Here is a 13,245-nt window from a genome sequence, read left to right as displayed (position 1 = left end):
GAAGAGGCGCCCCTGCTAAGGGTGTAGGTCGGGTAACCGGCGCGAGGGTTCAAATCCCTCCTTCTCCGCCATTGGCCCGTTGGTCAAGTGGTTAAGACACCGCCCTTTCACGGCGGTAACACGGGTTCGAATCCCGTACGGGTCATACTAAAATGCAGTAGATGTAAACTACATCTACTGCATTTTTTTTTATGATACTTTATTAAGTTATGTGCAACATTTGCTCTTTAATCTAACTAAGGTGTTATTAAATTTTCAACTAATTTTTCTATTAAAGGCTTTTAAAAAATTAAATTTTTTCTATGGCAGCACTCACAAAGAAAGCTTTTCTCATTATCTCCCATAACACCACTAATGGGAGATAAACGGTGCTTTGTGCACATACTTTGTATTATCTATATGATCAATGATAAAGGTGGCTATATCTTGATTAGTAATTTTTGTACCAGGCATATCCGTAAGGTTTTCTTTTATTTGGTTGGATGTTAAGCTATCTTTTACAAACGGCAATCTAATTAGTGTCCATTTGATCTGTTTATTACGTAATAAAAATTCCCATTCTAATTTTTTATCTTGCATCATTTTCGAAAAGAAAACTTCAAACAACTTTGCTCCAAAACGATTCATCATGCTTTTTTTGTCCTCTTTAATCGTTAGAGAACCACCGGAAACACCTATGTAACGACTAATGTTTAAATCTTTCATCACTTTAAAAATATTATTAGTAACTTTGCTATAAATAGGTTCTTCTTTTGTAGGTTGACCAAATGTATTTATAACAACTTGACAATCTTTAAGAAGTTCTCGGATGTTTTCTATATCCTGTACTTGCCCTTTCACTATTTCAATTGCATCATTTTTATACAGTAACTTTTCAGGATTTCTAACAAGCATTCGAACATGATATCCTTTTTGTATTGCTTGAGCTGCTATATATCTTCCTACTTTCCCTGTTCCTCCAATTATCGCTATCTTATAAAGACTATCCATTATATGCCTCCGATTAAATATAATGGTATATATACGATAGATCTCATCAATAAGATTCAAATTTTTCTTTTTACTAAAGTCTGTAATATTTGTAGTATTTTGTTTTGTGATTCTATAAGCTAAGATGAAAATAGAACAATGCTAGGGGGATAAGGATGGAAAAATTATTATGGACTAACAACCAACAATATTTGTTACAGAAGAACGTGGAACAAGTAGCACCTTTTCTACGTAATTTTTCATCGGAGCAAGTAAATCGTGTTGGTAGATTTCAGCGTACATATGAGAAATTTGAAAGCACTCCATTGCGTAGCTTAAATGATTTTGCATCGTTAGTTGGGGTACAAAGTATTTTTGTAAAAGATGAATCTTATCGATTTGGCTTAAATGCTTTTAAAGTATTAGGTGGTGTATATGCAATTGGGCAGTACGTTGCCAAAAAGTTAGGTAGGAATATTGAGGAGCTATCGTTTGAGCAGCTTAAATCACTTGAAGTAAAGGAGCAGCTAGGGGACTTAACGTTTATTTCAACGACAGATGGCAATCATGGTCGTGGAGTGGCTTGGGCTGCTAGAGAGCTTGGTTTGAAAGCTCGCATATATATGCCTGCTGGTAGTGCAGAGGAGCGCCTCCAAAATATTAAAAATGAAGGTGCGTATGCTGAAATAACGACAATGAATTATGATGATACAGTTCGTTATACTTCACAACTAGCAACAGAAAATGACTGGGTCGTTATTCAGGATACGATGTGGGAAGGCTATGAAGAAATTCCGTTATGGATTATGCAAGGCTATACCACGCTAATAAAAGAAGTCGCCCTGCAGTTGGAAAAAGCACCTACCCATGTATTTTTACAAGCTGGAGTTGGATCTTTTGCAGGAGCAGTTGTAGCTTTCTTACAACAATATTATGAGCAAGAGATTACATTTGTTTTAGTTGAGCCTTTTGCAGCAAATTGCTATTATGAGAGCTTTAAGGCGGGGGCTGAGCAGTTTGTAACGGTTGGTGGAGAGATGCAAACAATTATGGCAGGTCTTGCTTGTGGTGAGCCGAATCCACTTGCTTGGGAACTATTAAAGACTTATACGAAGGTAAGTATTTGCTGTGATGAGGAAATTGCCGCTACAGGTATGCGCATTCTTGGAAATCCATTAGCAACAGATGCACGAATTATTGCTGGAGAATCGGGAGCTGCCCCAGTTGGATGTTTCTATGAATTGATGACGAATGAGCAATATACAGAACTGAAGGAAACATTACAATTAGATGAAAATTCGCGAGTATTGTTTATTAATACTGAAGGTGACACAGATGTAGATAACTACAGAAATATTGTGTGGCATGGAAAATATGCGAAAAATTAACTTCTTTCAGCGGGTGTCCAACCATCCACCGGAGGCATAATTGATTTTAAAGAAATAGCAAACTAGTGATAGTGAAATTTTCTAGTTTGCTTTTTTCATTTACTGAGTCGATTCAGTGGACGCGCCAGTCGGAACGGAAATCAACGTTATAGCAATGAGTCAATTTTTCTTGAATTTTTTCTTGACCTTAACGTTGCGTAAACATTTACAGTAGCATTAGTGGAGGTGAAAATTGTGGAATATACAATTCAAGAGCTTGCTCAATTATCAGGGGTTAGCACTAGAACACTGCGTTATTATGATGAAATTGGATTACTAACGCCTGCAAGAACGAATGAGGCGGGCTATCGATTTTATGGACAGTTTGAAGTCGATATGCTCCAGCAAATTTTATTTTATAGAGCATTAGATATGAAGTTAGCAACAATTAAGGAAATTATTCAAGCGCCTGATTTTCAATATACAGAAGCACTCAAAACTCATCGAGCTGCTTTACTAAAACGCAAGGAGCAGCTGGAGAAGATATTACAAACAGTGGAAAAAACCATTCAATCTATTGAGGAGGAACAACCAATGTCAAATGCAGAGAAATTTAATGGATTTAAAGAGAAGCTAATTGAGGAAAATGAAAAGCAATATGGTCAAGAAATTCGCGCAAAATATGGTGACAACACAGTGGATGCATCAAATGCGAAGCTAATGAATATGACAGAGGAACAGTATGAGGCAATGCAGCAGCTAGAACAGCAATTATTTGATCGTTTAAAAGAAGCGATGGATATCGGCGATACAAACAATGATGTGGCAATGGAGGTAGCAGAGCTTCATAAGCGCTGGCTTAGCTTTACATGGTCACAATATTCTAAAGAGGCACATGCAGGTATAGCACAAATGTATATGGCGGATGAACGCTTTTCAGCTTATTACGATGAACGTGTTTCTAAAGGAGCAGCACAATTTTTACATGATGCCATCATCAATTATACAAAATAAATGACTCCTCCTCATGCTTTAGTGTTTTAGAAATATTAATTTAGGAAAAAATGAAGGCATGAGGAGGAGATTTTTTTGAACCCACAAGTAATGGAAAAATTAAGAAAGCAATTAGAGCAGGAACTACAGGAAATAGAACAGCAACTTGAGGAATCAGAGCGTCCGCAAGCTACAGAGCTGTCTAATTATGATAATCATCCAGCTGACAATGCGAGTGACTTAACGGATCAGCTAACGGAAATGGCGATTGATGAGCACAGGGGTGATGATGCTGAGGAAATAAAGGCTGCATTACAAGCGATGGAGGATGGTACGTATGGTAAATGCGCTGTATGTGGTGAAGAGATTCCTCTAGGTCGCTTAGAAGCTATGCCGAAAGCATTGACATGTGTTGAACATGCGGAGCACAAAGAAGAAAATTTAAGACCAGTAGAGGAAGATGTGTTGTCTTCTACGCCAAGATCGGATCATTTCATAGAACTTGAGGAATTTGGCTCTTCTGACACTCCTCAAGATAAAAGTTAGTAAGCATTTTCACTCACAGGCAGTATAATAGCTGTATGGGGTGAGAATATGGACATAATTGATTTACACTGCGATGCTCTATCGAAATTAACAACTTTAGAAGCGGCAAAATTTGAAGATGATGTACGTCTGCAAGCCAATCGACAGAGATTACAATTAGGGCAGGTTAAGGCACAAGTATTTGTTATTTTTATTAATCCTAAAATTCCACAAAGTATGCGATTTTTAGAGGCAGTGCGGCAAATTGAAGCCTTCCATACACATGTATTACAAACTGAGGGCATGGTGCATATTACAGATTGGTCGCAACTAGATACTTTAGCTCCGCATGAAATTGGTGCAATTTTAAGCTTAGAGGGCTGTGGTCCAATCGGTGAAGATTTAGCAAAGCTTGCTGCAATATTAGATGCAGGAGTGAAGCTAGTTGGCCTAACGTGGAATGAAGAAAATGCTGTGGCTCACGGTGCTGAACAGGATGCAAGCCTTGGTTTAAAACCATTTGGTAAAGAGGTTATAGACTTGCTAAATGAGCGAGATATTATTATCGATGTCTCGCATTTAAATGAACAGAGTTTCTGGGATGTCTTACCACTAGCAAAACATATCATTGCGAGCCATAGTAACGCACGTGCAATTTGTGATCATCCAAGAAATTTAACGGACGCTCAGGCAAAAGCACTTGTCGAGCATGGAGGGCATATTCATGTCGTTTACTACCCGCCTTTTATCCATGATAATGCTACGATGGATGATTTAGTAGCGCATGTGAAGTATCTAGCGAATATAGTAGGGATAGAGCACCTTGGACTAGGATCAGACTTCGATGGAATAGATGCTACTGTAAAAGGATTAGCACACGCAGGAGAGGCACAAAATTTGTTAGAGGTGTTACGTGAACATTTTTCAACCGAAGAAGTTCGTGGTATTGCAAGTGGAAATTTTAGATGCTATGTAAAAAATGCAGCAGCCCGTTAAGGCTGCTGCATCTTTAGTTATAGATCTTAATAAAAGAAATATTGAATTAATAATCCGATTCCTAAGAGGAAGCCGAAAAATGTATTTGTTTGCGCTGTAAATTTCATCGCAGGCATAACTTCTTTCGCTTCTTTTTTATCGCGGAAAATTTGGATCGCACGAAGTGGTTTTGGAACGCTTAAGAAAATGATCAGAGCCCAAAAAGTAATACCATCAATTGCTACAAGAGCGATTACCCATAAGTACGAAACGATAAAAAAGCCAGATAGCACAGAAATGGCGTTATCTCGACCTACTAAAATAGCAAGCGTTTTTCGACCACCTTCTGTATCGCCAACGATATCACGGATATTGTTGGACAGCATGATAGCCCCAACTAAAATCATACTTGGTACTGAAAGCAAAACAGCATCTAATGTCACAGTAAGCGTTTGAATATAAAAGGCGATTAAAACAATCCCCATTCCCATAACAGCGCCAGATACAATTTCTCCAAATGGTGAATAGGCTATTGGGTATGGTCCTCCAGTATATAAAAAACCAATAAGCATACAAACGAGCCCGACAGCAGCAAGCCACCAAGAGGTTGAGGCACATATGTAAATGCCAAGCAACATAGCGATTGCATAGAAGCTTAAGGCAATCATCATAATTGTTTTTGGTTTAACACCGTGACGCACAATCGTTCCGCCGATACCGACAGAATTTTCGTTGTCTAATCCTAGTTTGTAATCGTAATATTCATTGAACATATTTGTTGCTGCTTGTATAAGCATACTTGCAATGAGCATAGCAAAAAATAGTCCAAAATCAATTGTTTGTTTTTCAATTGCTAAGGCAATCGCTGTTCCTAAAAATACTGGAACGAATGAAGCGGTTAAAGTATGTGGACGTGTTAAATGCCACCAAACTTTAAAACCCCTATCAGCTTCAATGACTTTGGTCATAAGGTCTTTCTCTCCTTCAAATGTTGTAGACTATTCTTATTTTATACGAAGAATGAGAAAATGGGTAGGTTCACAGCTTATTATATACAGTTCAGATCAATTATGCCTTGGCATAATTGTTGCTGTCGCTTCGCTTTCGCACAGATAAACAATGCGTCCGGAATCGGCTTTGTGCTTAGGCCTGCAGGATGCAGGTCAGTTAGCCGTTATCGCATGGATGCGATGATTTTAGGCTAACATCCTATGTGAACTCCTTTCCGATTACGTGACATCCGCCGGAGGCTTTAGGCCAACATGATGTTGGTCACTCAGTCGTTGCCACAGGACGTGGCGATCTTAGACTGAGTTCTTCTAATTCAGCGGCTGTTTGGACACCCGCTGAAAAGTAGCTTAAATCCGCATTCATTTCACCACCTATAGAGGAGGGAGTCTTCTGCTGAAAGAAGTTTAAAAAAATGATACAATAGAACATGCATTTATGAACTGAAAACAATAATTAAGATAATAGCAACAGTACGAAGAATAGGCTAGCAAATAAAAAATGACCCCTATTTTAACAAAAAAATATGATGTAGTAAAAGTACAAACGCTCACTTCATAATGCAAAGTTTTGGTCATTTTGTGCTAAAGAAAAGCCAAAGCAGTTGATATTTATGACTGAAAGTGTAGAACGAGTACAAAACATACCGTGCGTCATTCATTATGTACATTGCAACAACGGAGGTAATTTTCATGCAACAGAAGTGGTACCAAGCCACAGAGGTAGAAGTGGACTCTTTGGGCCAAAGCCTTCATTTTTATATGGAAACAATTGAAGTAAGTCGCTTATCGGCTCTCGCATTTTATGCGGCGGGCGAGGAGCATTATAAAGGTGAACGATTTTATTGGCAAAATAGAGAAAAAACAATGACATTAGTAGGGCTAGGATATGCCTATACAATTCAAAATAACGCCAGAAACGAGCGCTTCGATGCAGTAGAAGCGGAATGGAAAAGTTTAACGAAAAACTGTGTGCAGGGACAAAGCGAGCTACAACCAATTTTGTTTGGTGGATTTACATTCGATCCACAAAATGAAGTAACTGGGGAGTGGACAGACTTTCCAGAGGCTTATTTTGCACTCGCAACATACCAGCTTGTCATCCGTGATGACAAAGCGTTTGTAAGTATTCACCTTATTTCAAAAAATGAGCAGGCAGAATCACAATTTGAAGCGTTACGTAAAGAGCGTGATCATTTAATTCATGCTGCTCAGGTAAAAGAAGTGAAAACGTATTCAAAGCCTGAAATCACAAGTTATTTTGAGCCATATAAGGAGCCATATTTAGCTTCGATTGACCAAGTAACAGCATTGATTAAGCAGAAGAAGGCAGATAAAGTCGTTATTGCACGCTCACTAGCATTGCAATTTAAAGAACAAGTTTCTTCACCTCAGGTACTATCACAAATTATTCATGAGCAACCGGAGAGCTATTTATTTGGTTTAGAGCGTCAAGAATTATTATTCTTTGGTGCGTCCCCTGAACGTCTTGTAAAAGTAGAAAAGGGCCGCGCCTTTTCATCTTGTGTGGCAGGCTCTATTAAACGTGGTAAGACAGCAGAGGAAGATGAGGCCTATGGACAAAGCTTATTAAATGATTCGAAAAATGGTGGCGAGCATCAATATGTTGTCGATATGATTGCGGAAACATTCCGTAAAAATTGTGTAGAGATGAAAATACCGGATAGTCCTCGTCTATTAAAGATTAGAGATATACAACACTTATATACACCTGTTGAAGGTCAGTTGAATAGTGAGGCAACAATATTACAACTGACAAAGTCTTTGCATCCAACGCCAGCTTTAGGCGGTGTGCCAAGGAAAGAGGCAATGGCAGCTATACGTAAGTATGAGCCTATGAATCGTGGACTTTATGCTGCTCCAATTGGTTGGGTAGATGCTGATGGCAATGGGGAATTTGCAGTGGCCATTCGTTCGGCTGCTTTACTTAAGGATAAAGCTTATTTATATGCTGGTGGCGGTATAGTAGCAGATTCAGAGCCACAATCTGAATATGAGGAAACATTAGTGAAATTCCGTCCAATGCTTCGTGCGCTAGGAGGACAATTACATGAGTGAACGTAAAATTTTAACGGACTATGTTTATAAAATGGTAGCATCGCTAGTGCAAGCCGGTGTTGAAAACGTTGTTGTCAGCCCTGGCTCACGTTCGACACCTTTAGCTTATGCATTTGCTTCAACGAAACAGCTCCATATGTATCGTCAGGTTGATGAGCGATCTGCTGCTTTTTTTGCGCTAGGAATTGCAAAGGCTACAGCAAAACCTGTTGTTCTTTTATGCACATCGGGAACAGCTGCGGCAAACTATTTTCCTGCCATTGTTGAAGCTAGCTATGCTCGTGTACCGTTAATTGTCATTACAGCGGATCGTCCACATGAATTGCGAGAGGTGGGTGCACCACAGGCTATTCATCAGCCGAATTTATATGGTACAAATGTCAAATGGAGCGTGGATTTCCCTTTGGCAGATGGTGCCACACCAACATTGCCGTTTATTGAGCGTCATATTGCACGTGCGGTAGCGGTGGCAATGAGCGCACCATTTGGACCAGTGCATATTAATGTACCGTTCAGAGAACCTTTGTTGATTGATTTTCAAGAGGAACTTCCAGAAACGACATTTAAGCATAGTAGTATGGGTCAGCTAATCCCTTCAATGGCGACTCAACAAGAACTATCGGAAATTTTAAGTACTACCAAAAGAGGCTTTATTATTATTGGTGAGCTAGCACTCGGTACAGATTTAACAATTATGTGGGAGTTTGTTCGCCAATTAAAATGGCCGGTCATTGTCGAGAGTTTATCTAATATGCGTTCGACTGTCCCAGAGGATTGTCTGCCTTATATAATCACAACGTATGATGCCATTATGAAAAGTGAAGATTTTAAAGCATTAGTTGAACCAGATACGGTACTACGTTTAGGAGCACAGCCTGTTTCTAAATTTATCATGCAATTTATTACTAAATCTCAGCCTAATGCGTATATTGTTGTCGATGAAGATCCGATGTTCCGTGATTCTACAGGTGTGTCTACTCATTTTGTTCACGCTAGTATTGGTGAGTGGATCACGCAATTAGAAATCTCTGAAACATCATTAGAAACAGAGTATTTAGCTGAGTGGCAGGATGCTAATGATATTGCACTTGAGTATATAGAGTATTATTCTGACGGTGCGATTGATGAGGGAGCAATGGTAAGTCGATTACTAAAAATGATTCCTAATGGCAGTGATATTTTTGTTAGTAGCAGTATGCCAGTGCGTGATATTGATACGTTTTTAATGGCGACACCAAAGGATATTAGGATAGTAGCGAATCGTGGAACGAATGGTATTGATGGTGTCGTATCAACAGCAATGGGCTTTAGTCAAGGAAATAACCGTGAAACCTACTTGCTTATTGGCGATTTAGCCTTTTTACATGATGTCAACGGTCTCATTGCTTCAAGATACCAGGAATGCAATTTGACAATTATCGTCATGAATAATGATGGCGGTGGTATTTTCTCTTATTTACCACAATCTACAGTTGAGGCACATTATGAAGATTTATTTGGTACACCAACTGCCCTTAAATTCCATGATATTGCCAATATGTACGATATGGATTATATACGAGTAAATGATATTTCGGAGCTATCAGTAAAGTTCACTACGATGAAAAAACGACCACTGCGCTTAATTGAGATTTTCACGAATCGAGAGGAAAATGTGTATGCGCATCGGGCACTGTGGAATCGCATTAACGCAGGGTTAAAAACATGGCAAAGCTAATGATTCGAGGGCTTGAAACATACGTGGAAATCTGGAATGAAGAAGCGGAGCAAACGCTCGTTGCATTGCATGGTTTTACAGGTAGTACGGCTACGTGGAGAAATTTGGCAAAAGCTCTACCTAATGTACGAGTTATTGCCCTTGATTTAATTGGGCATGGTCAAACAGCTATACCTCAGCAAATTAGTCGTTTCTCTATGGAAGAGCAAATCCAAGATTTAGAGGAAGTTTTTGGACAGCTACAGCTCAAGAAATTTACGCTGCTAGGCTATTCAATGGGAGGGAGAGTTGCATTATCGTATGCAATCTCCTACCCAGAACGCATTGAAAAGCTAATTTTAGAAAGCGCTTCTCCAGGCTTACGAACTTCTAAGGAGCGTTCTGAACGTCGTGAGAGAGATAACGCTTTAGCTGAAAAAATAATTAGTAACAGTTTGTTATCATTTGTTAATGCATGGGAAAACATTCCTTTGTTTGAGTCCCAAAAGCGTTTACCGCACAGTATCCAAGAAGTGATTAGATTAGAGCGACTTTCTCAGAAGGAGGAAGGCTTGGCAGGAAGCTTACGTGGGATTGGTACAGGCAGTCAGCCATCAAATTGGATGCTGTTGGGGAAACTTGAATTTCCTGTTCTTTTAATTACAGGCTCAATAGATGAGAAATTTTGTAAAATAGCACTAGAAATGAAAGCGTTATTAAAAAATGCCAAGCATACGACAGTAAATGACGCTGGACATGCAATTCATGTGGAAAATCCCGCTGAGTTTGCTACAATAGTAGAGGAGTATTTAACGTAATATAATTTTTACGTTATCGCCTCGATTTTGAACGAGACGAATTTAATTATTAGGAGGCAATTCAATGACACGTCAATGGACTAGCTTACATACTTATGAAGACATTAAGTATGAGTTCTATAACGGTATCGCAAAAATTACGATCAACCGTCCAGAAGTGCGCAACGCATTCCGACCAAAAACGGTAATGGAAATGATCGATGCTTTCTCACGTGCGCGTGATGACAAAAATGTAGGAGCTATCATTTTAACTGGTGAAGGTGAACACGCCTTCTGTTCAGGTGGAGACCAAAAAGTACGCGGCCATGGCGGCTACGTTGGTGAAGATGAAATCCCACGTCTAAACGTTCTTGATTTACAACGTTTAATCCGTGTTATTCCAAAACCTGTAGTAGCGATGGTAGCAGGCTATGCAATCGGTGGAGGACACGTATTACACGTTGTCTGTGACCTAACAATTGCTGCTGACAACGCTCGTTTTGGACAAACTGGACCAAAAGTTGGTTCATTCGATGCTGGTTATGGCTCAGGCTATCTTGCACGTATTATCGGCCATAAAAAGGCGCGTGAAATTTGGTTCCTTTGCCGTCAATATGATGCACAGCAAGCACTTGATATGGGATTAGTTAACACAGTTGTTCCTTATGAGCAATTAGAAGATGAAACTGTACAATGGTGTGAAGAAATGCTACAAATGTCTCCAACTGCTCTACGCTTCTTAAAAGCAGCAATGAATGCAGATACAGACGGTTTAGCAGGTCTTCAACAAATGGCTGGCGACGCTACTCTTCTTTACTACACAACAGATGAAGCTAAAGAAGGTCGTGACGCATTCAAAGAAAAACGTCAACCAGATTTCGGTCAATTCCCAAGATTCCCTTGATTATCTGAAACGTTGAACGGCTCGTATCTTAATGAGATACGAGCTTTTTGTATATCTAAAGGAGCGAGACGGATAGACTTGCTAGAGCGACGGAAAGACATGTCCAAGCGACGGAAAGTTATGGCTTAGTGGCGGAACGGCATGCCCAAGTGACGGAAAGTCATGTCCAAACGACGGAGAGTTATGGCTTAGCGAAGGAAAGACATGCCGAAGCGACGAAACTGCAAGTTCAAGCAGCAGAAAACTATGTCAGAGCGCCAAATAGACTTTTCAAAACAAAGGATTACCTCATCTAAGCAAGAGACATAGGTCATTAAACTGACGGATAGACGGATGATGTGATAAAGCGGTAAGATTAAGGCTGATTGGAGGAATAACGAGATGTATCTAAATTGGATTTTACAGCGAGCTTATTTAACACCTTTACGAAACGGTTTAACATATAATGGACAGACTTGGACATTTCAAGAATTAAATGATTTATCGTTAAAACGTGCTCGTCAACTTACAGCACTGGATATTAAGCAAGGGGACCGTATTGCAATAATGGGGCCGAGTAAGCCTTCCCTTGTCATTATGATGTACGCGTGTATGCATTTACAATGTGAAATGGTCATGCTAAATCGTAGGCTAACACAGGATGAAATTGCCTATCAGCTAGAGGATTCGGGGGCTATGGCGGTATTAATTGCAGATGAGGATATAGAAAAATTACCATCACATACATCTTATTTTTTATTTTCTACTATAGAAAAAAGTACAGAAGCGGCTATTGATATTACGAAAGAATGGTCTTTAAACCAAACAACATCGATTATGTATACATCTGGTACGACGGGTTTTCCGAAGGGCGTTTGCCAAACTGTTGGAAATCACCAGGCAAGTGCAACGGCCTCCGTTTTAAATATAGGTTTACATGCGGAGGATACTTGGTTATGTGCTGTACCACTTTTTCATATTAGTGGCTTTTCTATTTTAGTGCGTTCATTGTTGTACGGCAATAAAGTGCATTTATATGATCAGTTTGATGCAGAAGCCATTTCCAAAAATATAATGGATGGCGAGGTTACACATATGTCGGTAGTCGCTGTCACATTAGAAAGGATTCTACATACTCTTGAGCAGAAAAACGCGCAAGCTTCACCAAAATTTAAAATGATGCTAGCGGGTGGTGGACCTGTGCCAGTAGATTATTTAAAGAGAGCGCATGCAGTGAATTTAGCTGTAGCTCAGACGTATGGTATGACTGAAACTTCATCACAAACTGCAACATTAGCAAATGAAGATGCGATGCAAAAAATTGGTTCTGCGGGAAAACCATTATTTTTTAATCAAATTCGCATTGCTGAGCCGAATGACAATGGTGAAGGAGAAATTTGCATACGTGGCCCACATGTTACACCAGGGTACATTGGTCGTTTTGCTCAAAAAAATGCAACGATTGATGGCTGGCTTCATACTGGGGATATTGGTTATATAGATGAAGAAGGGTATTTATTTGTCATTGATCGTCGGGCGGATTTAATTATTTCAGGTGGCGAAAATATTTATCCTGCTGAAATTGAAAATGTGCTACTTACACATCCAGCTGTTAAGGAAGCGGGAGTATGCGGCATTGACGATGATGAGTGGGGGCAGGTACCAATCGCCTTTGTTGTATTAAAAGAAGAAGCAGAGGTAGAGCAAATACAAGCATTTTGTCAAAAGAAGCTTGCTAAATATAAAATACCAAAAGAAATTATTGTTACGGACGAGCTCCCTCGTAACGGTGCCAACAAACTACTTCGTAGAAAATTAATGGACTAATAACAAAATGATTAAGCAAACTTTTATGAATGTTTAAGCGCTTAAATGAGAGTGATTTCCGTTCCAGGCTACTCGCTTTATCTATGCGAAAGCGAAGCGACAGCATAAAAGCGCCCAGCCGGAACAG

The 13,245-nt window shown here is 39.5% G+C and carries 11 protein-coding genes and 1 tRNA gene; 10 read left to right on the top strand and 2 right to left on the bottom strand.

All coding sequences use genetic code 11. From position 1 onward, the window contains the following. The first annotated feature begins 73 nt into the window (after nt 1–73). Nucleotides 74–145 (top strand) — tRNA-Glu (locus tag AC1DCY_RS17575). A gap of 206 nt (nt 146–351) precedes the next feature. On the opposite strand, the gene AC1DCY_RS17570 is transcribed toward AC1DCY_RS17575, so the two are convergent. After that, entirely contained in the window at nt 352–990 is a 639-nt protein-coding gene (locus AC1DCY_RS17570) for an NAD(P)H-binding protein (protein ID WP_477352222.1), read from the bottom strand. Between the two features lie 155 nt (nt 991–1,145). On the opposite strand from AC1DCY_RS17570, the gene AC1DCY_RS17565 reads away from it, so the two are divergent. The 4 genes from AC1DCY_RS17565 (at nt 1,146) to AC1DCY_RS17550 (ending at nt 4,850) form a co-directional block, all read left to right on the top strand. Continuing rightward, complete coding sequence (locus AC1DCY_RS17565; RefSeq protein ID WP_477352221.1) at nt 1,146–2,357, top strand: diaminopropionate ammonia-lyase; 1,212 nt, start codon at nt 1,146–1,148, stop codon at nt 2,355–2,357. Nucleotides 2,358–2,591: 234 nt separating this feature from the next. Next, entirely contained in the window at nt 2,592–3,350 is a 759-nt protein-coding gene (locus tag AC1DCY_RS17560) for a MerR family transcriptional regulator (RefSeq protein ID WP_477352219.1), read from the top strand. Nucleotides 3,351–3,425: 75 nt separating this feature from the next. Further along, on the top strand, nt 3,426–3,875 hold the full coding sequence (locus AC1DCY_RS17555) for a TraR/DksA C4-type zinc finger protein (protein ID WP_477352217.1): 450 nt from the start codon (nt 3,426–3,428) through the stop codon (nt 3,873–3,875). A gap of 48 nt (nt 3,876–3,923) precedes the next feature. Then, the gene (locus tag AC1DCY_RS17550; RefSeq protein WP_477352215.1) at nt 3,924–4,850 is read left to right on the top strand and encodes a dipeptidase; all 927 of its coding nucleotides are present in this window, start codon (nt 3,924–3,926) and stop codon (nt 4,848–4,850) included. 26 nt (nt 4,851–4,876) lie between these two features. Here the strand turns inward: AC1DCY_RS17550 and AC1DCY_RS17545 are convergent, their stop codons facing one another. Further along, nucleotides 4,877–5,797: a 1,4-dihydroxy-2-naphthoate polyprenyltransferase gene (locus AC1DCY_RS17545; RefSeq protein WP_477352213.1), complete on the bottom strand. Its 921-nt coding sequence runs from the start codon at nt 5,795–5,797 to the stop codon at nt 4,877–4,879. 732 nt (nt 5,798–6,529) lie between these two features. Between AC1DCY_RS17545 and AC1DCY_RS17540 the strand changes: the two genes are divergently transcribed. The 5 genes from AC1DCY_RS17540 to AC1DCY_RS17520 all read left to right on the top strand — a co-directional run bounded on the left by AC1DCY_RS17540 (nt 6,530) and on the right by AC1DCY_RS17520 (nt 13,118). Further along, the gene (locus tag AC1DCY_RS17540) at nt 6,530–7,915 is read left to right on the top strand and encodes an isochorismate synthase (protein WP_477352211.1); all 1,386 of its coding nucleotides are present in this window, start codon (nt 6,530–6,532) and stop codon (nt 7,913–7,915) included. Further along, nucleotides 7,908–9,632: a 2-succinyl-5-enolpyruvyl-6-hydroxy-3-cyclohexene-1-carboxylic-acid synthase gene (menD, locus tag AC1DCY_RS17535; protein ID WP_477352209.1), complete on the top strand. Its 1,725-nt coding sequence runs from the start codon at nt 7,908–7,910 to the stop codon at nt 9,630–9,632. Before AC1DCY_RS17540 ends, menD begins: the two co-directional genes overlap by 8 nt. Beyond that, entirely contained in the window at nt 9,620–10,429 is an 810-nt protein-coding gene (gene menH / locus AC1DCY_RS17530; protein WP_477352207.1) for a 2-succinyl-6-hydroxy-2,4-cyclohexadiene-1-carboxylate synthase, read from the top strand. Before menD ends, menH begins: the two co-directional genes overlap by 13 nt. Nucleotides 10,430–10,493: 64 nt before the next feature. After that, entirely contained in the window at nt 10,494–11,312 is an 819-nt protein-coding gene (gene menB, locus AC1DCY_RS17525; RefSeq protein WP_049667407.1) for a 1,4-dihydroxy-2-naphthoyl-CoA synthase, read from the top strand. A gap of 381 nt (nt 11,313–11,693) precedes the next feature. Then, nucleotides 11,694–13,118 (top strand): o-succinylbenzoate--CoA ligase, encoded by a 1,425-nt coding sequence (locus AC1DCY_RS17520; protein WP_477352205.1) that lies wholly within the window; start codon nt 11,694–11,696, stop codon nt 13,116–13,118. Nucleotides 13,119–13,245: the final 127 nt, after the last annotated feature.

This window comes from Lysinibacillus sp. 10T31 (assembly GCF_056394365.1).
This window is presented reverse-complemented; position numbering and strand designations above follow the sequence as displayed.